11 protein-coding genes are annotated in these 21,141 nt (G+C 62.1%); 4 read left to right on the forward strand and 7 right to left on the reverse strand.

The window, feature by feature from the left end:
* Nucleotides 1-623 precede the first annotated feature (623 nt).
* From drmB to ACFSKW_RS27175, 4 genes are read right to left on the reverse strand one after another with little or no spacing between them, the layout of a single operon-like run.
* Complete coding sequence (gene drmB, locus ACFSKW_RS27160) at nt 624-2,465, reverse strand: DrmB family protein (protein WP_379575289.1); 1,842 nt, start codon at nt 2,463-2,465, stop codon at nt 624-626.
* Nucleotides 2,465-5,656, reverse strand: a complete 3,192-nt coding sequence (locus tag ACFSKW_RS27165) for a helicase-related protein (protein ID WP_379575280.1) — start codon at nt 5,654-5,656, stop codon at nt 2,465-2,467. Before ACFSKW_RS27165 ends, drmB begins: the two co-directional genes overlap by 1 nt.
* Nucleotides 5,649-7,523: a UvrD-helicase domain-containing protein gene (locus ACFSKW_RS27170; protein WP_379575281.1), complete on the reverse strand. Its 1,875-nt coding sequence runs from the start codon at nt 7,521-7,523 to the stop codon at nt 5,649-5,651. The genes ACFSKW_RS27165 and ACFSKW_RS27170 overlap by 8 nt, the downstream gene beginning before the upstream one ends.
* The gene (locus ACFSKW_RS27175) at nt 7,520-12,208 is read right to left on the reverse strand and encodes a DEAD/DEAH box helicase family protein (protein WP_379575282.1); all 4,689 of its coding nucleotides are present in this window, start codon (nt 12,206-12,208) and stop codon (nt 7,520-7,522) included. The genes ACFSKW_RS27170 and ACFSKW_RS27175 overlap by 4 nt, the downstream gene beginning before the upstream one ends.
* A gap of 1,081 nt (nt 12,209-13,289) precedes the next feature.
* Here ACFSKW_RS27175 and ACFSKW_RS27180 point away from each other — a divergent pair.
* Genes ACFSKW_RS27180 through ACFSKW_RS27190 form a run of 3 tightly spaced genes read left to right on the forward strand, consistent with a single transcriptional unit; the run spans nt 13,290 to nt 17,232 of the window.
* Entirely contained in the window at nt 13,290-15,368 is a 2,079-nt protein-coding gene (locus ACFSKW_RS27180) for a helix-turn-helix transcriptional regulator (protein ID WP_379575283.1), read from the forward strand.
* Complete coding sequence (locus ACFSKW_RS27185) at nt 15,365-16,327, forward strand: hypothetical protein (RefSeq protein ID WP_379575284.1); 963 nt, start codon at nt 15,365-15,367, stop codon at nt 16,325-16,327. Before ACFSKW_RS27180 ends, ACFSKW_RS27185 begins: the two co-directional genes overlap by 4 nt.
* Nucleotides 16,324-17,232, forward strand: coding sequence for a DUF6339 family protein (locus tag ACFSKW_RS27190; protein WP_379575285.1), 909 nt, complete (start codon nt 16,324-16,326; stop codon nt 17,230-17,232). Before ACFSKW_RS27185 ends, ACFSKW_RS27190 begins: the two co-directional genes overlap by 4 nt.
* A 51-nt stretch (nt 17,233-17,283) precedes the next feature.
* On the opposite strand, the gene ACFSKW_RS27195 is transcribed toward ACFSKW_RS27190, so the two are convergent.
* Nucleotides 17,284-18,555, reverse strand: a complete 1,272-nt coding sequence (locus ACFSKW_RS27195) for a DNA cytosine methyltransferase (protein WP_379575286.1) — start codon at nt 18,553-18,555, stop codon at nt 17,284-17,286.
* A gap of 76 nt (nt 18,556-18,631) precedes the next feature.
* Nucleotides 18,632-19,609, reverse strand: coding sequence for a DNA cytosine methyltransferase (locus ACFSKW_RS27200; protein ID WP_379575287.1), 978 nt, complete (start codon nt 19,607-19,609; stop codon nt 18,632-18,634).
* Between the two features lie 111 nt (nt 19,610-19,720).
* Here ACFSKW_RS27200 and ACFSKW_RS27205 point away from each other — a divergent pair, with 111 nt between their 5' ends.
* Entirely contained in the window at nt 19,721-20,149 is a 429-nt protein-coding gene (locus tag ACFSKW_RS27205) for a very short patch repair endonuclease (protein ID WP_379575288.1), read from the forward strand.
* A gap of 293 nt (nt 20,150-20,442) precedes the next feature.
* On the opposite strand, the gene ACFSKW_RS27210 is transcribed toward ACFSKW_RS27205, so the two are convergent.
* Nucleotides 20,443-20,952: an NUDIX domain-containing protein gene (locus tag ACFSKW_RS27210; RefSeq protein WP_379575290.1), complete on the reverse strand. Its 510-nt coding sequence runs from the start codon at nt 20,950-20,952 to the stop codon at nt 20,443-20,445.
* Nucleotides 20,953-21,141: the final 189 nt, after the last annotated feature.

A 21,141-nucleotide genomic window follows, 5' to 3' on the forward strand; every position in this document is an offset into this window, starting at 1 on the left:
GGTCAACTTGTCAAAGCCATCCTCGTCCTACAACTCCGCGAAGCCCGCTGAAATGGGTTCACTGGGCCGTTGAAGGTGCTTCCTCCAAAGTCGATGTGATCGCCGTCATATGTATGGTTCGGTCGAGGTGGAACCGTCGATGATTCCGGGATGACTGGTGCCCTGGTCAGCCGATAGGCCGTTGCGGTGAAGGCTCCGCTGAGGACAAGTGCGATGCCGCCCCACCACCAGTTCCAGATCCCGTCATTTAGTATCTGGTTGCTGGCCACCGCCACTGTCACCGGCAAGATCGCCGAAGCGGTCAACAGCATCACCCGCATCGGAAGGGTCATGCCACCATTGTCAACATAAAACTCGCCTTCTGCGACCTGAAGCACCTTGGTGATCTCCAGATCTTCGGTTCATCACTTCGAGCGGAGCGACATCAGGCCTCTGCAGGAGATTCTTAGCGCGAGGCGCTCCCCGACGTACCCAGCGGTGTGACCGGACCTACAGCCGTGTCACTGGGGTGAGCCGCAGATGCACACTAGTCTAGCGATGGACGGATCCCACAACTCGATGCGTTTGGCGGGTAATTTGGTCGAGTGCATGGGACTCGCTGGAGATCTAGCCAATGCTCATTCTTAGTCATGAAAATAGCCTGTCGCATGAATGTCCGGCGTGCCGATGAGCAGAGCGCGGTCGAGAAAGGCGTTGTTCGTCTCACAGCTGGTTTCAGGGACTAGGACGCAAGCGTGGCAGGCGGCAAGGTTGAGACTGTCAGCACCGCCTGCTGTGGCTTCCATGCAGAGCGGATCCGCCGAACACCAGGAGATGCGCTCCAGCGCCGACTCCAGAGAAGATCTCAGGCGATGTGGCTCACCCTGGCTGACAAGCCCGCCCAGGCTGCCAGCGGAATCGCTGGTCGCCGTGTAGATCAGCACTCCCGCCATCTTGTCTGAGACGTACAGGCGCTCGCGGAGAGAAGCGGCGGGATATCCCGCATCGAGGCTCCATTCGTTGATCAGGGCGTGTGCGAGCGTGTGCATGAGGACGAACCGTGCGGTCAACGGCGACTCGGGCGGTGTGGTCTTCTTTGACAAGCCTGCTCTCTGTCGCAGGTGAATCGTGTGGTTGTGACGCAGTACCTGCGCGCGGGTGCTTGGACCTTCACACTTCTCCCATCCGACCAGACGATCGTCGTCGAGTCGGAGGAAGACGCCCTCGCCGATCACTTCGATGGCAGGGAGCCAGTCGAGTTTCCCGAGCGAGAGTTCGGCTTTGCGGTCGTTCGGTTCAGAGAGTCCTGGGGCTTCCACCCGAACGAAAGATTTCAGGACTCGCACTTCACGAAGCCGCTTGACGAGCATGTTCTGCGCGATTCCCATCTTGCGCAGTGGGGCTGAATCCCCAGAGGGGCGCACGCACTCGAAGTCTCTACCGCCGGAGCCCTCATGAGTCGTCTGGATGAGCTTCTCGTACTCCTCACGGCGTAGTTCGCCTGCCGACTCGAACTGGCCGTCATCATCCTCGAGCTGTTCGTTTTCAATCTTCTGACGCTGCCGAACGGCGGTGACCAGATCTTCAATCGAGTATCCGGTGTTCTCGAGCATCCCTGTCTTCTCCGCGACAGTTGCCATGGTCCCATCGTCGAGATGCTGAAGCATGTCGAATCTGTCGTGAATGAGCAGGTGAATGCCTTCGTTCCACGGTGGGATAGAGAGCGCTGATCGTACGAGGGGGAACCATGCGGCGGAGGAACCACGCTGGAGCGTCCGTGGGGTCATGGGGCATCCTGGGCGAGCGGCCTGCTCGCCCAGCCATGGACGCCCGCCCTCGCAGCTCACTTTGATATCGCGCATGACGAAACGACCGAAGGCGCCCTCCAGAGACGCCGATGCGCCGCAGGAGCAGGTGACGACGATGGAACGTAGAGCCGTTGTTCGACCTGTCGTATGCAGGCTGAGTCGGTGGTCACGACCAGGCCGTACGGTCTCCCCGTCATTGTCGTTGTGCACCCATGCGTGATAGGGAAAGTCGTTGAGGTGGCCGTACTCGCAGGCGATGACGAACCTCGATGGCGTCAGCGGCGTTCCGCATGCAGCGCACTCGCTCTTGCCTGGTGGAGGGTTGAACTCCTCGAAGGGGCGCAGATTGTGCCCACAGCCCGCGCACGAGTACATCCGAGGGAATCGACGTACGCGGACGCCGTCTCCGGCGGGTGGATCGAACGCCGGGGGCAGACGGAACCCCTTTACAGATAGGTAGCGCTGTAGACGCGGCTCAACGATGTCGGGACGACCGACGACGTTCCAGGTGTCCAACCCGCTCACGATGAATGACTGGTCGTCGAAGGCGACCATGGCACCCACCCCATAGGTGGTGAGCAGTTGGGCTCGACGCACGGCTCCAAGGGGCTGGGAGGACTCAAGAGCTGCTGAGCGTTGTCCTGGTTCTTGCCGCTTGCTCTTGTCCCGCAGGGCCATCATCTCTCCAGGTAAAGGTCGGACTCTACGTCAACATCGCGGAGGCTCCACAGCGTCTGGTACGCCATGGAGAGATCCTCATCAAGGCCGAAGGCTCGAAGGAGCGCGGCATCGGCACGTCTGACTGGACCGTAAGGCTTGCGCCGTGGCGCCTCATATACCAGGTGAGGGTTGCTCGCTGCGAGTCTCCGCCATCGTTCGATGATGTCCTCCAACTCATTGCGGGTGCCGTCGTACTCCTCGAAGGCGATCTCCTTGACACGGGTGAGGATGTCTTCAGAAAGATCGACGAGGTGATCCACGAAGAACTCGACGGAGGCGGCGGCTCCGTTCGATCGAGCCTCGGGTCGGCACAGTCGCGCGAGCCCGACCAGGACGGCGTGCAGTGCCCGGTCGCGGGCGCGGGCAGAGAACGGGGTCACGCTGGTCGATTCCACTTGGCGGTATAGAGCCGAATGGTAAGAGGCGAAATTCTCGTAGTGGGATCGATCGCGTGAGCGAGCGGAGTTGAACAAGGTGACCACGAGCCCCGGGTACATACGACCGACCCGGCTGGTCGCTTGGATGTACTCTGCGGTGGTCTGTGGCTGTCCCATGACGGCCATCAGCCCCAGTCGGTCGATGTCCACACCGACGGAGATCATGTTGGTGGCGAGTACGGTGTCCAGCACGGCCTCGTCGGGCAGCGCGCGCTTGAGGTCGTTGAGTCGGGTGGGAATCTCACTGGAGCTCACTCGGCTGGTCAGCTCGGTCAGTAGTTCTGCGGGGCGTGGATCTATCCCCATGCGTTCGGCGAGCACCTTGAGCTGGGCATGGACGTCATCGTTCACTTGCAGCTCGGCAGCGGCCAACAGCCGTAGGCTGTTGAAATAGCCCACCAGCGTCCAGTACGTATCGCGGACGGCGTCGTCTCCCCGAAGTGTCTGCGCGTGGTGGAGAAGGGCGGCGTAGGCGCGGATCAGCAATGTGGCCTGACTTGTACTCGGAGTGAGCAGCCCAACGTAAAACCTGGACGCCTTCGTCTCTCGGGGTGACTCGACAGAGAACCACGAGTCCCGTGCATCGATACCGGCTGGCGGAAACTGATGCACCTCGCGATCGAATAGAGCTTTTCCCTGGTCGTCCGATCGGCGGATCGTGGCTGTCGAAGCGATCACCTTGGGCTTGTCCGCTGCGATGTCGATCGCCGTCTCATACAGGCCGGCAAGGGTGCCGAGCGGCCCTGAAATCAGGTGAAGCTCGTCTTGGATGATCAGCTCGGGCGGGCGGGCGGCATCGCGGCCGTCACGGTTGAAGAGCGCGGCCACATGTTCGCGCCAGGCGATCTGAGCAAACTTATCCGCGGTTGCGATAAGCAGGGTCGGCCGGTTGCGATAGATGACCTCGTCCACTACATGAACCGGTAGTCCATCATGGAAAGCGCAATCCTGATCCGAACACCTGATCCACATCTGGCCTTGTTTGAGATCCACCTCGTAGTTTGAGGCGTCCATGGCGCTGCCGCACCACGGGCAGCTGGTCAGCTGAACAGGATTGAGGGTCTGAAGAACTTTGTGATCACGTAGCTCCCGAATGCTCTCGGCGGCGTCCTTGAGCGTGTTGGGCGTCGCGGCTCGACCGACCCACATGCCGATCGAGATCGTCTCCTCGCCGAGCAGGCCAGGATCTTCGCCGCGCATGGTCTCCATGGCGCAGATCAGTGCGGCAGCGCGTTCGAACTGCTGCAGGGTGAGCAGGCGCAGGGTGTAACGCATCAGCGCTGTCACCCCGCCGCCCGCATCGCCGTCGCGAAGCCGTCGTAGGAACACGGTGTAGGCGGTGAGCCCTAGATACGCCTCGGTCTTGCCGCCACCGGTGGGGAACCAGAGCAAGTCCGCGATATCGCGATCGTCGTGGTCCGGGTCGGTGATCCCGTCGAGACATAGCAGCACGAAACCGATCTGAAACGGCCGCCACCGCCCCTCCTTGGGCCGTATCGCCCCAGAACGCCCTCCCCTGACCCATGAGGAACGTGCGCGTTGTACGGCCATGGCCTCGTTGGCAAGTTGGAACGCCTTGAATGCCTGGTCATCCCGCTCAAGCAAGCTAATCCCGTCGGCCATTCGCCGGTTGGCCGTCCGACACCGCCTGATCTGGTCACGGGCGACAGCGCCATACTCGGTGTCGCGTAGCGTCTCGACCTCCACTTCTCGGTCGGAAATCCACGTTGCGTATCCGGCGGTGAGCCGACGCAGGTCGCGGACCACCTGCTCTCTGGACGTCATGGCCAGATCCCACATGCGAAGCATGGTGATGTCTGGGTTGGAATCGGTGAGCAGCACGTCATGGGTGGGGGCAAACGCCGTCCATACAGAATCGGTTGTGGCCGGTATGAGCTCTTGGATACCCCGCGGCGGGGGTGGCTGCCATTCCCAGTCCGCTGAGCAGCCGTGGCCCGTTGCAAAGGCAGGTGCATGCCGATGCAGCAGTCTGCTGACCAATACCTCCTGGTCATCGATACCGTGGACAGAGGGCCGCTCGACAAGACCAGGCACATCGCCCTCACAGGAGACGCGAAGCGAGGGCTGGAAGAAGCAGTAGGCGTCACGGAGATCGAAGCGGCCGATCTGGTGGGAGTTGACGAGCGTCGCGGTCACTGCTACCGCACCTTGGACCGGACGGCGTACACGAAGACGGAGTTGAAGGCCGTCCACAAGAGGAACCGTCGGTTGTCCCGGTGTCGTGACATCCAGCTGAACCGGTGCGAGGGTAAGTGGTCTACGTCGCCAGAAAGTGGTTTCCTTATCGGTCGTACGGCGCTCAGCCCGTACGGCGACGACCGGATTGCCCACCTCATCCACGGGTTCGTACACCGCGGCCTCGACGTTTACGGTCACTGTAGGAGAGAGCGCCGGATCAACCGCGAAGGTCAAGCCCATTGATGAGGGAAGTTGGACATTGGCCATTGCCACGCCGGAGTCAGGAGTTTCATCCGCCGCCAAGCCGGACGACGCGAGGTCTACATCGTTCTCACCAACCTCCCGAACACGCTCGTCCTCGGGCCGCAGCGGGAAGAGCACACCCGAGATGTAGGCGTTGCAGGGCAGGTCGTTCAACTCCTCCTCGGGCCCGCCGACCGGTCCCAGCAGATCCCTCTGGAGCCGTTCGACCAGCTCGCGACGGAATCGATAGTGCTCGGTCAGCTCAAGCATTCACGGCCTCCTCGCCATTCTTCTTCTCGTACGAGAACCATGTGAGTCCCGTCATTCGAGGAGCCAGCCATACGCCGTGGGGCCCAAGCCCTGAGGACGCACCTGAAGCCCGGCTTCCCGCGACAGTTTCGACGGCGTCCACTCGTGCTCCGGCAATGAGAATCGGCCAGCTCCGCGGGATGAACCCTCTACCGAGCTGCATATAGCGGTACATGGCGCTGCGGAGGCGATCAGAGATCGCCCCGATGTGGCGACCATTGTGGCGGATCAGGTATGACGGGCCATGATCAAGGTCGTTGGCCTCGACTTCGGCACGCTCCAAGGTGAGCACGTCCCCTGAAGCCACCTTGGTCGCCAGATACTGCTGTAGCTCGATCGGGTCGGCGGCGAAGCCCCAAGCCCCTGCGGGTTGGTCGGGTCGGACGTCCGCACCGGCCAGCTCTAGGCCCAGTCGCCACGTCCGCTGCCAGTGGTAGCGGCCCCAGCGGTCGGTCTGGTCGTCCTTCCGAACGAATCGAGTGTCTGGGGCGGTCAGGCGCCAAAGTTCGTCGCGGGGCCGGGTCATCGCCACGTACAGCATGCGGGCCTCTTCGTCGGGATCTGTGTCCCTACCATCCCGTAGTGGTCCAGGGTCGGTGACCAGAACGCGATCGAATTCAAGACCCTTGGCGCGGTGAATAGATGACACGACGAGCGGGCAGGGCGGCTGTGCGGTGAGTTCATCGGGAAGGCGCCCGGAAGCTAGGATCGAGCGAAGCCGTACGAGATCAACAACCCGCCTCCCGCGTGGGGCGGAGTGACGGATCAGCAGATTCCATACCACGTCGCCGCTCAGATCGCTGGGTGGTGAAACTGTCGACAATGCCTCGTCGAACTGCGAACGCGTCAGCTGTGACGTATCGACCGAGTGGAAGAGTGCGGCAAACCAGGCGGGAACGGCGCGATCCTGTGCAGCACGTTGTAGGCGATGAGGGACCTCACCCTTGTGCAACAGCTCGGAGACGAGTAGGGCCTGGCCGTTGGTTCGACACAGAATCGCGCTCGTCCCGTCGTACTCTCGGAGCGAGTCGCAGACGAATTGGTCATCCAGAGAGCCGAAATCCAGGGTCCTTCCCAATGTCGTACGCAGCCGGCTGTGCATATGAGAGCCGGAGATCGCGGCTCCATTGCTGAGCTGGAGCTCGGGCCCAAGCGGTAGAGCGAGTCGTGCCTCCTCCGTACGGGCGCGGAAGTTCTTGCCAAGGTGAAGCTCCACGAGATCCTCGCCGAAGGTGTTACGCAGCCAGGTGAAGAACTCGCCAGGACGTTCGGTCGGATCCTGGATCTGGAAGCCGTAGATAGCCTGAGAGAAGTCACCGACGACGGTGAAACCACAGTCGTAACGACCAAGCAGTGCCTCGACCATTTCTCGGCGGTCGCCCACGAGGTCCTGAACCTCATCGATGACGACGTGACGGAGGGCCTCCTCATAACGGCCATCAGTGTCGCCTGCGTCGATCGCTTTGGTCGCGGCGCGGATCCGCGTGTCGAAGCTCTGAGCCTGCCAGTCGGTGTGAGAGTCGATCGCCGACAGCAGTTCCAGCGCCCAAGAGTCGAAGGTTTGCGCTCGCACATACTGGGCGGTCTCGCCATCGCGGGCAAGTCTGTCGCGGAGCTCCCGCACAGTGGCTCGGGAGAAGCTGAGCACCAGGATCTCCCGAGCGGAGAGCCCTTCCTGCTCGACCAGCCGATCCAGCCGGCGAACCAGCGTGTGGGTCTTTCCGGCCCCCGCGCCAGCGGTGACCAGCACTATCGCGTCTGCGGGCTGCTGGATCACCGCCTCTTGCTCCTCGGTGAGCTGCGGATCGCCCATGTAGGGTCCGGTCACTTCTTGCTCCACAGGTGTTCGAACTGGGTGAAGGCGAGTTCAGCGCCGAAGTTGGTGATGTTGTCACGGACGTCGAGGATGAGACAGACCTCGTTGCCGCCGTTCTTCGGGCCGCGGAGGCCGCGGCCGATCATCTGTTGATAGACGTTGGGACTGTATGTGGGACGGGCCACCACGACGGCCCGCGTCGCTGGCGCGTCGAAACCTTGCGCGAGTACGCCGAAGTTGGCGACAACGCGGATCTTTCGGTTGCGGAAGTCATCGATAACGCGAGCTCGTTCAGAGGGCGGAGTGGCCGATTCGATGACTCGAGAAGAGATCTTGCGATCGTTGAGCCTGGCCACCAGCAACCTGGCGTGGTTGACCGAGGCGGCGAACAGCAGGACCGGCCAGTCATCCGGCAGGGCCGCGATCTCCTTGATCAACATCTTGTTGCGCTCATCGTCGGCGGCCAGCCGCTCCTCGGCACTGGTCGGGAGCCCGCGGAAGTCTGCCGCCTTCTTGAGTTCCTCTTCGGTGAGACTGATGGTCGCGCCAGCCAGGGGTCGGTGCTCCACGCGGGCGAGCATGCCCTCGGCCTGAAGGATGCGGTATGGATCTCCGCCGAAGACTCCCTCATCCAGGCGTGTTGAGCCGAACCGATCAACGAGAAGCCGGGTCTGCTCTTCGTTCGTACGGAAAGGGGTCGCGGTAAGACCGATGAGGGGTCGCTCCGTCTTGGCGTAGGTGAGCCCGAGCTGCCGGAAGACCTCAGTGTAGGTAGGGGCCAGTGCGGCGTGTGCCTCGTCGACGATGACTACCGCAGCCTGTCTGAGCCAGACATACTCCTCTTCGATCAGGCGGTTCTTCAATGAGTCGTCGATGGCGACCACCAGATGCGCGTTGGTGGTCACGGCGGTTGCCGAGTTTCCGTCCCACAGGCGGCTGATCGTCAGTCGCTCGTGCTGGGGCCCTACCTTGGACCAGACGAACTTCCAGCTCTGTACGGCCTGCTCGCACAACTCACGAGACTGAGCGATCCACAGGACCGGCCCCATAACGCTGTGCGCTTTGATGGCGCGGATCACCGCCTCCACGGCGACGCGGGTCTTGCCGGCACCGGTCGGCAACGTCAACATGGCCCGCCCAGGGCGTGCACGGTCGAGCAGCCGGAACATGTTATCGGCCAGTTTTTCCTGATAGGTGTGCAGACCGGGGAAGTCGCTGGGGCCCTCGACAATTTCCTCTGCTGGCAGTGAGACGCTCTTCGTTCCGGCGTAGCTTTCCGGCAGCCCGAGATTGCTGGTGAATCGGCGGGCCGTACCGTCGCCCTTGAAAGAAGTCGGGGCTTCGGGGAGTCGCGCCGCCAGGTCTTTGCTGTGGTGACGGAGGATGGCTTCTCCGTGGGCGTTCAGCGCGAGCTCCGCCACGCGACGGGCGTTGGGGGCTCGGCCGGTTTCGGCTTCCTCGCTTTCCAATAGACCCTGTGGAAGCCCTCGCCTCAGCGCCTCCTCTCCAACAATGACAAGGATCTTGTCTGGCGTCTCTGTCGCCTCGCGAGCCTGCTGAACACGCTCGTTGTCGCGTTGCTGTTCGCGACGCGTGAGGATCGAATGGCAGCCTGCTTCTCCGAGGCCGAGTCGCAGTACCCGATCGACAGCCCTGAGGGCGGCCAGATCATCTTCAGGTTGGAGGACCAATACGTTACGCTCGGATGCCGCCTCGGTAAGCGCATCCGAACGCATCCCGTTCGGAGTCCGGATGACCTCACCAAGTTCGCTGCATCGCATTAGGGACCATCCGGTGACCTGCGCTCGATGACTGATCTTCAGGTGGGGAAACTCATCGATCAGGAGAACCGGCTCGGATTGAGGGACGTATCGAACCTCCTTTTCGATCACCTCGGAGACCCGCAGCATGCCCCAGGTCTCGATCATCGCCTCCGCGGCCTTGGAGGACGGTGCAAGCAGGGCGGGGATTCCTTCGCGGAGGAGAGCGTCGTACTCGTCTTGAACGGCGGTGACAGCGATCTCATTGTCTGGTCGATCTGTCGCCCACTCATCGCCAACACGACAACGTGTCTTCCCGCTCTCCGGCCACTTGGCTCCGGCCTCGAAGAGCAGTCCGTAAACCTTGCCTGCGAAGCCGTCGTCGGTGCTCTTGGCCGCTTGCGATACCAAGGCGTCCCAGATCCGTTGGGGAACGTCGTTTAGCACGGATGCCAGCTTCAATGCTGTGGCCGCCATGCTGGGAACCCGGGCGACAGGTAGAACATCGCCATGAGTGGCCAGCTGTGGACCGACACATGCACGGACTGGCAATAGGCCCCGAGATGTGGATAGGTAGCCGTATTTCTGCGCCATCCATAGGAGGGGGGATGAGGTACCGGTTCGGGTGGCCAACTGGCTGCCGTGCTGCACCGACCAGCTCGCGCCGAGCCCGCGCTCGGGAAGACTATGGAGGAAGGCGGCGCGTCCCTCTTCGGACAGCTCCGTCAGGAAGTGCAAAGGGCCCGGAGGGCTGGCTCCCTGCACCTGGATGCTCTTCAGCTGCGGAGTACGCGCGGTGCTGGGGAGCGTATTGCAGAAGCTCTTCCAGACGGACTCGACGTAGGCGTCGAACCAAGGCTCCCTACGGGGATCTTGGTCGGGAACGGGTTGGTCGACGACACCGATTCCATTGAGGAGCGGAAGATCATCTGCGTGGAAACGGAGGTCCACGGCGATATGCCTATCGCGAGATCCATCCGACGGGACTACAGGGCCAGGGAGTAGACAGCGCCCGGCAGGCCTGAAGCTACCTGACAAGACCCGAACCTTGATGACCTGAGCGAGGTCTTGCCTGCTTCCCTCAAGCGCAGCGAGCGCTCGAGCAGGGCCTGCCTGCCGAGCCAGCTGCCAGAAGTCGGTCCAATGGGTGTCGCTGTAACCGAAGAAGCCTTGGTGGACTATGGCTGCGAATCGGCCCGAGGCGTCCGCCTCCTGAATGCCGAGAACCTCCAACGCGTGGATGACCTCGGGGTCCGTGAGGAGGCCCGCATCCACGTACATCATCGAGTCGTGCAGTTCGTCGGTGCCACTCCGGCGAAACACCTTGCCGCGAGCGGGAGACACCAAGCCGTCGCGCTCGGTGAGGAGGATCTTAGCCTTCAACGCCTCTTCGACGAGGATGTCTCTGGTTCTCTGCGCTTCTCGATTGAGGAGGGGGCTGCTCTGCAGCATGTCGGCCACAATGCGGATTGCGCATGCGGATGCCGCCGCCGTGCCATCTGAGACGAGCGCTTCCAACCACTCCTGGACAGTGGCTACTTGTTGTTTTGCCTCATCGACGATCCTCTCTGCGCGGGCTCGACGCTCTCGCTTCTCCACCGAGTGGTGGCACCAATCGATAGGGCGTGCGCTGTAGCTCAGCCACAGGGCACGCCACCGCTCGTCTAGCCCAGCTGGGTGGAGCTTCACGATGTCAGGCATGCGGAGCCGACCGGTCTGGTCGGGTAGAGATGGTTTGTGCGCCGCAGCGGCCCAGATGGCGTCGGTAAGCATCTTGTCCGCCCACTGGGGTGCTTCGCGCCCGCGACCAGGAAGAAGATCGATGTAGGCGGCGGGGTCGTCTTCAACCGTCAGCTCGGGAAGAGAGTCCACGATCAGCTCTGCCGCGAATTGGATGAGCTCTTTGTTGAACTCGTTCCCGTCGAAGAGGTTCTGCCGATCCTCCGAGGTCTTCCACGGGGCGTTCAGAATGCCGCGCAGGGTGGTGGCGTAGTTGGTGGGGAAGTACGCCCAGAAGAGACCGCGCTCGCGTGCCCGGGCGGGAACTGCCCAGGATATGTCGATCTCTGGGCGGTCGTGTAGCTCGCCGGCGGCCTGGAGGGCGTTGGCGCTTGGACGATGAGGTCGGGTGAACACGCGCCACTCGTGGTTGATGCTTTCCCCCTCGGGGCGTACCTCCTGCAGCTTTCGTCGATCTCCGTCGACAAGCTGAAAGATCTGGCGCTGGAGGGCTCGCCCGCTGCGGCGATCCTCCAACGTCACTGTTCCGACATGCGGCGAGAACAGGGGGAATTCGATCGGGAAGGCAGCAAGATCTTTGCCGAGCCTTCCCACGCTCTCCGGCCTGAGCGGAAGCCGTACGACGGTAGTCGCCCATTTCAGCAGATCATCCAACACCGGGTCGAAGGCTCGGGCCTTGGCAGGGTCCAGCACCTGCGCCATGCGCAGTACGGGTGTCTCGTCGGCATCGGGGTGAACCGCTTTGATCTGGTTGGCGGACCATGCGCGGTCGAAACCGAAACCGAAGTCGATCCCATCAGCCCTGCTGAAGAACTCGGGTGTATCGCAGATGCTGAGGACTGACTTTACGCCGACGCCGAATCGACCGATCTGACCGCCGCGCTTGCGTGAGACGCTCATCCGGAGGATCGTGTCGGCGCCCGCAGCCGTCACGGGGCTGCCCTCGTTCGCGCAGTATAGGTGCGTGGAGGTCAGGACTACGCGGATCTCCCCACCGGGGTCTTCTCGTATCTCGTCGGCGCCGTTTTGGACGAGCTCGTACACCTGGCGGTCGCCGTAGCCCCCCTGCGTGATTCGACGCTCACTGTTCGCGTGCTCCTGAATGAGCCCAGGGTCGACCTCGTAGGTCTTCAAGACCCTGAGCGACTGCTCGACCACGATCCGAAGGACGGAGGACTCGTCGATGATGCCGGCCACGAGATGAACAACTCCCTGGGGGATGCGGAGTGCGACGTGGTTCCCTTCCGTCGGGCCGGCCTTACGACGCTGGACCGGCCCGACGGAAAGGAGGAGCGAGGGATCCTTGCGCCAATGGCAGGGATGACTCGGGTATGACGGGTGCGAGATTTTGGGGCTGATGCTATACCCATCAAGGCACATATGTGGGCAAATGAGCCTAGGGTATGGCATTGCGTAACCCGAGAAGTCATTTCACCTAGTGTCGTATTTTCCAAGCGAGATGGTGAGCACCCGGAGCGTTCTTCCGGAGTAGAACGATAGTTCTATGCGCCGGTCGTCCCTGGCCTTGTCGCTGGATTCGTCGCGAGGGTCGATTGGTGCATCATTCATGACGTTTGGAGCCTTCCGGTTGCTGAGTGTCGAAAAACACAAATCCCCGATGGTGGCCCTATGTCCGAACCTCGGCGCGTGGCGGTGATAGTGAAGGTCAGGTGCCGCGCTGCTGCTGGAGGTGGATCCCGAACCACGTGTTCCTGGAGAAGCCCCAGGTCGTGCGGCACCGCTTAACGGGCAGGGGGTGCCTTGCCCGTTTGTTCACTGATCTAAGGGATCGTAAGGATCCCGCCCATCTCTTGTGCGACTCTCCGGTTTGCCCGATAAACGGCACGCAGGCCGAACTCGACAAAGCTGCCCGATTCGCGCAAATGGGATATTTGATGCCAGATGTGTATCGAGGTGGTGCGAGAGGGTACAAGTCGCCCCTTGGGGGACTTGTTTTCACTAGCCCCTTTTGGGAGTGCGATTAGCGTTGCAGGGGTGGCTGCCCCGTGTCAATAGGAGGTATCTCGGAGTACTTAAGTTCGCTCTCTTTGGGCGCTTTTCTGTATGGGGCGGAGCGTTAATCCCGATTTCGGATCGCCGCTTTCCCTTGAGGGAGTGTCGTGGACCGGGTGGATGTCACCGCGTCGCGATCTTGATCGATGGACTGTGGACAGTCTCAACCCGTATCTGGTGGACGTCAAGCTGCGTTTGACATAGCCTTCGATGTCAAAGATGCTCTTGGCCTGGATCGGAGACGGCTCGTCGGCAGGAGGAACACGTGGAGGACTCCAACGACTTCGGGGTGTGGCTGGGGAAACAGCTCCGGCGGCAGGGCATGAGCCAGGCGGAGTTGGCTCAGCGACTCGATGTCACCCGTGCCGCAGTGTCGGCATGGGTTACCGGACGCGCGGAGCCTCGGCTGGAGAAGATCCGGGCCATTGAGGAGATCCTCGGGCTCATGACCGGTTCGGTCATGACGTTGGACGAGGTTCCAGACTCGGCAGGCAATATCGTCTGGTACCACCGACCTGCGCACCGTGACGGAGGTCGAGAGCTTGGTAATCCGGCAGCCTTCGCATTTGACTCGGACCTCAGGGTGCTCGCACGTGAGGCAACCCAGAACAGCCTCGATGAGAGGTGTGACAGTAGCCGAGAGGTCAGGGTCAGGTACACCCTGCACGAGATCTCCGGGGAGCGGCTGTACCGATTTCTTGACGCGCTCCGCTGGAGCGAGCTCGAAGCTCACTATGAGGCGGCGGCCGATCGGTCAACGAAGGTCGGTCGGATCATCACAAACGGCTTGCAGGAGTTGCGGGAGAAGAGTTGCCTACTGCTGCTTCGCATAGATGACTACAACGCCAACGGGTTGACCGGACCGGAGTACGAGGACGGACGTTTCGCCGCGGTCGTCCGCCGCCAGCTGGACAGCCATAAGTCGAGCGCGGCCGGCGGATCGTACGGGCTCGGTAAGGCGACCCTTTGGGCTGCCAGTCAGCTCGGCCTTGTCTTGATCAATAGCACGCTCTCGAAGCCACACGAAGGGCGCACAGTCCGTCGAGTGATCGGGCGCCTCGATCTGCCCTGGCGGCAGGTGAAAGGTGACGCTTATGCAGGCCCATCCTGGCTGGGCGAGCCCGACGCTGAACGAGGAGGTACGGCCTGCTCCTGGTGGGCGGACGCAGAGACGATTCAGTCCCTGGAACTCACCCGAGAGAGCGACGCCCCCGGAACGTCGTTTCTCATTGTGGGAGCTCATGACGGTTCTGGAGAAGCCAGGACATTGGAGGAGATGCACGCCGACTTGGTCAAGAGCCTTGCGGAGAGCTTCTGGGCGTCGATGGTGTCGACTGAGGACGCCAAACCAATGCTCGAAGCCTCGGTCGTCGCCCTGCGTGACGGTCAGGTCGTCAGGCCTGAAGAACGAGTCAACCCGGACGAGTACGAGCCCGCGCGATCCCGTGCGCTCCGCGCTTTCCTTGAGGGCACCACGGTCGACGAGCTGACCTCCACTGATGCGGTAGTTAGGGCCACTGTACGGCTAGGTCTCCCCGCTCTAAGGGAGCGTCCGGCAGGGGGCGGAGCCCAGCCCAGCGAGCATGATGCAGTTCTCCTTCTCACCCCGACAGGGGAGGGGGACGACGCGCCAAACAAGATCGTCTGCATGCGGAGCAGCCGTATGACGGTCATGACGCGGACGGTCAGTGATGTTCCCATGGGCGCGCCTCGATTCCAGGCCGTACTGCTCGCCGGGCTGGCCACCGGCTCCACAGAACCGGATGCCTACGCCGCTGAAGAGTTTCTTCGTGCCGCCGAACCTCCAGAGCACGACGGCTGGAAGAAGACCGACGATCTCACAGCTCTTTATGCACGAGGCGCTGCCGCGCGGATCAATGATTTCCGTACGGAGATGCTTTCCGTGGCCCGCCGACTCGTACGCACATCCGAGCGGAAGTCCGACGATGGTCCCACTGCGCTTCGCGACCTTCTCAACCTTGACCCTCCTCCGACTCAGCGAAGTCCGGGTTTCCCCACCGTGCGTCAGCTCGAAGGTGCTGTTCGAGAGGACGGAGCCTGGCAACTGAGAGTCGAGATCAGGCTGCCTGAACGTGAGGACCCATGGGTGATGGTGCCGGTGCTGCGCTTCATGACGCGTTCGGGCCCCAAGCCGATGGCCCGATGGGCGGAAATCATGCCTGAGTCGGGTTGCGAGCTCATCGACGGAGGACTCCTGCGGTTCACACCTCGAGGGAAGACGGCGGTGTTCACGGGTGTGAGCGACGTGGCCAGCCATCCAGTGGCTGCACAGATGGCGGTCGCGGAGGTCGATCTCGTGCGCCCGAAGGAGGCTCGCTCATGAAGACGTTGTTCCCCTATCGGACCTTGCTGGGTGAGATCACACTGGAGGTAAAGGAAGCCCGCCTGGACGGGAAGCCGCTGCCACTCTCGATGATCTCCGCCGTGGAACGGGTCGTCGCGTTGCATCAGGTCGAACGGGATGATTGGGAGCGTGCCAGAGTCGTCTTTCGTATGCGGACACCGGAAGAACTGGCGAAGCCCGACGAATGGCCCAATGTCGCTTGTGTTGCCGTTCTCACTGAGAAGAGGACGAACAATCGCATCGTCACACGCTTGAAGCAGCAGTCGGACGGCACTTGGATCGGCGTCGTCGAACTTCACCGAGATTGGCATGTCGGTCAGGCGGAAGTTGAGGGAATCGTTACAGCGACCGTTGGTGGAGTCCCCGGAAGAGTGATCGCCAGAACTGAGCGTCGCTGGACGGTCGATCTTCAGGTCCGTACCCCGACCCGGAAAAAGACGGTGAAGACCCTGTGGGCGGATTTCGCCTCTGAAGCCAACCCCTACCTCAATCCCTACAAGACGGACCCCTGGGCGATCGAGGCCGCGGGAGATGAGCCCGTTGTCTATCTCAACAGTGGGTTCGAAGGGCTTCAGTTCCTGCTCGAATCAAGTGCGCGGACCGACAAAGCGGTCCAGGACGCTCTCGCCGGGCAGATTGCCGCCGATTGCTGGACGGCTTTCTTCAACGCCGCCACCTATGCCATCGAGGACGAGGACGGCCAGCCACAGTGGCCAGGGGGGTGGCATGAATCCGTGCTTCGACGAATGCTTCCCGATGTGTTTCCCGACAGGTCTCCCGATGATGCGCTTTCCGAGATTTTCGAGCGCCGCAAGGCAGGAGAAGGCGGCGGGGAACTGCAGACTCAGGTGCTTCACGCATCGATAAAGCAGGCTCGTACATCGAAGTCCCTCGGCACCTACATTCGGACATTGCGGACCGCAGCGGAGGACAAATGACCACTCCCAACGTTCCCGCCCGTTTTGCACTCCTGCCTGATTCGGCGGTGATGCAGCACCTCACCTTGGGTGTGCGTACCGGCTCGGAGAGATTGCCCCAGGCGGCGCTTGCTAGGGCGTGCATGCCACTCGATGAGGCATCACGATGGGATACTGCGCAGACCCGAAGACTGATTGACGAGGCCATGAGGCGTTTCGATGAGATGGTCACGGACGCTGACGCATGGTTGGCACCCCGACTTCATGCCGCGCTGCGCCTCACCCGCAGAGAGGCCGCCGAGTCGGGGCTGTGGAATTTCTTGGCCTTGAGACTCGCTCCGGACTACGTGTTCTGGCGGCATCCAGGCCGGCCGACCGCAGAGAAGCCCACTTCTGAAGTCAACTCGGCTCGATTCCACGGCCCCTTTCACACACAGACCTTCGCGCGGCTTTGGTGGGCCGCGGAACTTTTTCGCGATGGTGACGACTACAGACCCGTCGAAGTCGCCTGCGGAAACCAGGACATGCTCCACACCGCGCTTCGCCTGGAGATCATTCACCATAGGCCGACCGCACAGGCCATCGTTCAGATGCTCAATCAGCAGACTATCCGCACCGGACGAGAAGTGAACGCTCTCGCGAAGGCGGTGAATGCAGCGGGAAGCACACTGCTTTACGAGGTCCTTGCTCAGGACGAGGTCTCGGATGCCGACGCCTACCGGGCATGGATCGACGACATCGACACGGTCTTCGTGCCCTACGACTCCTTGCCTGAGGGGCCGGACGACGTCGGTGTCCCCGGTTCGGCGGTGGATGCCCTCATCCCGCTGTTGGAGAAGCTGTACGCCGAGGCTCCGGTCCGCGGCCGTGAGCAGAACTCGGTGGCGCTGGTCACTGGTTCTTCCGAAGAATCGTTTGATCTGTGACAGAGTCCGTCTACGGTCACTGCCGCAGATGGAGCACCCGAAACGGATCCTTCAACTTGAAACTCCGTCAGTTGCCCGCGTCTGGACCTCTCGGGCCGGCTCCTGGATAGTCCCGGTCAACTGGCCAGTGGCACTGAGATAGCTGTAGACCTGTCCAGCGATGGCTCTGGCCAGCCCCACCGGTACGGCATTGCCGATCTGCCGGGCGATCTCAATCTTGCTGCCGCACCAGAGGAAGTCCTCAGGAAATCCCTGAAGCAACGCGGCCTCGTAGTGGGTGATCGGCCGGTTCGCCCACGGATGGAGGTAGCGTCCCTTCTCCGGTTTGTAGAACTCGGTCCGGATGGTCACCGAGGGTCGGTCGATGTACATCCTGCCCATGACATCGTGAGAGCCGGTGCGATGATTCATCCAGCTCTCGGTGGAATGTTCGGGCTTGAGGTCATGCCGATTGCCACCCTCTGGGATGTCCTTGTAGCGACGAAGTGACAACGGAGTCGGACTGCGGCCGATGTGCAGATCGGTGGTCTTGAACGGCCCAGGCACCTCCTTGCCGAGAAGGTCGTACCGTCCATGGGGGAGCTCGGTGGTAACCGGATACTCCAGAGTCTGTGGCCGACCCTTCACGCCGAAAATCGAGCTCACCGGTACCCAGGAGCGGAGATCGCCGGTCTCCTCGAAGATACCGGTCGTGCTCTTCCGCGGATCGCTGTGCGTCGGCGTGGGATGTCTCATCGGGGCCGACTGAGGGTGCAGTTTGATCAGATCCCGATGAGTGGCCAGTACGATGGTGCGCTTCCTGACCTGCGGGACACCGTAGTCGGCAGCGACCAAGTGTCTGGACTCGATCGCATAGTCCTTCAGCTCACCGCCGTCGGCCGCCGCCCGAAGCGCTCTGTACTCCGAGGAGATGAAGAAGCGATCCACGTTCTCGATCACGAAGATCTTCGGCTCGAGCTTCTTCACTACCTTGATGTATTCACGCCAGAGCTGGTTCCGAGGATCGTCGGGATCCTCCTTGCCGAGGCCGGAGAATCCTTGGCAAGGAGGGCCTCCCAAGATCACGTCCACATCGCCGTCGACATCGCTAGGATCCCAGTCCTTGATGTCACCGGCAAAGATGTGCCTGCTACCACCGGCCTCCGTCGCGAAGTTCGCGGCATAGGTTGTTGCCGCCGCCGGATCCAGTTCGACGGCGCCCACAGTACGAAAGGGCGAACTATCGTTACCCTTCGGAACGAGCTCGTGGAACCCCTGGGTGAAACCGCCACAGCCTGCGAACAGGTCGACGATGTTGATGTGATCGGCGGGTCTGGCGGTCATGGCGTTACCTTACCGAGGGCACGAGAAGATCATAATGCCCGGGTGAGGATTCAGGAGACCTCTGCATCGATGTCTCTCATCGATTTAACGCGCGTGCGAGGCTGGTGCCGACGGCCGTCGCCAGCGGAGGCGGGAAGGCATGCCCAACCTGACGATAACGAGCCGTCTTCCTGCCAGTGATCATCCAGTCCTCGGGGAATCCCTGCAGGACGGCGACCTGCGGGATCGTCAGTTTCGGAAGACCTTTCCGGTCACCAGGGTCAGTGCCCGCCCGCATCACGAAGTCGGCATCGGGGACGTCGTCAGCGATGCTGCCGCCGTTGACCCCCAGTCGCGCCCAGATGTTCTTCGTCCTCGTAGGGCCGAGATCGGCACCACCTCTGTCTCTCGACCCACCGACGATCGTTGGCGCAACCTCGTTCGCCATAAGCCGCCACTCCACCGCACCCGCCCAACCCCGACTCCCCATCGAGCGCCACAGAACATCCCCCACGGTCGCCGCACCGCCTACAGGCCGTGGCCATTCGAACCGGACAAGGTCATCTGGACGCATCGCCACGATCAGGCCGTGCTCTCGGCGCTGGGGAACTCCATGGTCCTGGGCGTCAAGGGTCGCCCAGGCACACACATAACCGCTGTTCTTCAGCTCCTCCTCGACGAAATGGCGCGTCTCGGCGAACATCGGGTCTCTGACCAGCGCGGGAACGTTCTCCAGCATGATCGCCCGGGGGCGAACTTCGGTCGCCAACCAGATCGCCGCTCGCAGTAGGTCATGCCGGTCGTCGACACGCTGTCGCTTGCCAGCGACAGAGTAAGGGAGCCGGGGAAGCCCTCCTGCCAGAAGATCGATGTCCAGGACATGTGGGTGTTCGTGCCCCACGAACTCAAGAAGATCGAGTTGTCTAACGTCCCAGGCGGGGCGGTTCGCGCGTAGCGTGGCGCAGGCGTGGGGATCATTGTCGACGAGCATCGCCGGGTCGAAGCCGGCTTTCTCCAGGCCAAGAGCCTGCCCTCCTGCGCCCGCGCAGATTTCCAGGCTGGTGAACCTTTTCATCATCGCCTCCTCTGCGTCGTGACGGAGGTTACCCCGGGTGGGACAGTCTGATCATCGCTGCTGCATGATGATCTGGCGACGGAGGTCCCTACACTTCCGTACGGTTGATACATGGCGGCTCTGAGACCGGTCGGCGCGTCCAGCGAGGGCGTGCGCAAGAGTATGCAGGCGAACAAGAGTCGGGATACCAAGCCCGAGCTCGCCTTGCGACGTGCGGTGCATGCCCTCGGCCTTCGCTACCGAGTATCGACTCGCCCACTGCAGGAAATCCGCCGGACGGCCGACCTGGTATTCACCAGGGCAAAGATTGCAGTATTCCTCGACGGATGTTTCTGGCACGGATGTCCTGAACATCACACCAAGGCGGCGACCAACGCCGACTATTGGGCCGAGAAGGTGACGCGCAATCGTCATCGGGATGTCGAGACCGATCGGCTGCTCGCCGAGGCGGGGTGGTCGGCCATCCGCGTGTGGGAGCACGAGGACCCCCTGGAGGCGGCTGTCCGGATCGCTGAACAAGTGCGCGTGCGACGTACATGACGGCTTTCTGTCGTGGAACCGAGGGAACAACCTGTTGTGCTTCTTCAACCCCACGATGCCGTTCAGCTCATCGCGCTCGCTCAACGGTAAGCCTTATCGTGAAATATGCCGAATGGAGCGGGCGAGGCGGCTGGTGGGCGAGCGCGATGGCGCGCTCGTGGTCGAAGCCCGCTTTCTCGAGGACGAAGACTGACTTACCGGCTCCAGCGCAGATCGCATCTGTCTGGCGGCGAAGGAACTTTACGCCGCTCTCCACACCACCCATGTTTCCTGAGCCTCTGCCCTCGGTACGGCTACCGTCCGTGCGTCAAGTAGGTGGCATGCCCGGCTTGGAGTGCTTCAAGTGCCGATTGGGCGCGATCTAGCACGTATGGCCTGAGCAGGTGCTTCATCTCGCCCTGAGTAGCAAAACGGTGGCTGGCAAGCTCTTGGTCAACCGTGCGCATTTCACCTATCTGTTCACGACCGAGGATTCCGCCGTCGAAGATGAACATGAGCGAGTCATCCCAGGGCCCATGTGGGGGCACCCAGTCGACGACGAGCAGGCGCCCGATTTCCAGGTCTAGACCGAGTTCTTCCTTGAGTTCCCGTCGAGCCGCTGCGGTCGGCGCCTCGTTCGCTTCTGCCATGCCTCCGGGGAGGTCCCAGTCGGGCTTGTACTTCGGATCAACCAGCAGGATGCGCCCCTGCTCATCACGGATCAGTACGTCTGCGCCTACGCGCTTGCGGGCCTGCTTGGCGTTGCCCTCGGCGAGGTAGGCGTTCCACGCCTCAGGATCACGTTCGTAGAGCGGGGCTTCCATGTTCACGACGAGGACCTCCCCACTGATATAGCCAGCGCCGCTCCTTGAGTGCTCTGCCCAGCACGCTCAGAGAGTCGGCGACGATCTCTTCTTCACGGTACGTCTCCAGCCGCCGCCGGAGATCGACTAGGGCCTGTACGGAGTTCAGATCTTCAGGCGGTTCGGAGGCTCCGGATCCACAAGATGGCG

It is taken from the genome of Nonomuraea mangrovi, from assembly GCF_042681425.1.
Classification (GTDB): Bacteria; Actinomycetota; Actinomycetes; order Streptosporangiales; family Streptosporangiaceae; genus Nonomuraea; species Nonomuraea mangrovi.

Excerpts from the sequence above, each read along its gene's own strand:
- drmB (WP_379575289.1), bottom strand. The coding sequence starts at position 2,465 with ATGGCCCTGCGGGACAAGAGCAAGCGGCAAGAACCAGGACAACGCTCA.
- ACFSKW_RS27210 (WP_379575290.1), bottom strand. The coding sequence starts at position 20,952 with ATGGAAGCCCCGCTCTACGAACGTGATCCTGAGGCGTGGAACGCCTAC.
- ACFSKW_RS27165 (WP_379575280.1), bottom strand. The coding sequence starts at position 5,656 with ATGCTTGAGCTGACCGAGCACTATCGATTCCGTCGCGAGCTGGTCGAA.
- ACFSKW_RS27190 (WP_379575285.1), top strand. The coding sequence starts at position 16,324 with ATGACCACTCCCAACGTTCCCGCCCGTTTTGCACTCCTGCCTGATTCG.
- ACFSKW_RS27185 (WP_379575284.1), top strand. The coding sequence starts at position 15,365 with ATGAAGACGTTGTTCCCCTATCGGACCTTGCTGGGTGAGATCACACTG.
- ACFSKW_RS27195 (WP_379575286.1), bottom strand. The coding sequence starts at position 18,555 with ATGACCGCCAGACCCGCCGATCACATCAACATCGTCGACCTGTTCGCA.
- ACFSKW_RS27205 (WP_379575288.1), top strand. The coding sequence starts at position 19,721 with ATGGCGGCTCTGAGACCGGTCGGCGCGTCCAGCGAGGGCGTGCGCAAG.
- ACFSKW_RS27200 (WP_379575287.1), bottom strand. The coding sequence starts at position 19,609 with ATGAAAAGGTTCACCAGCCTGGAAATCTGCGCGGGCGCAGGAGGGCAG.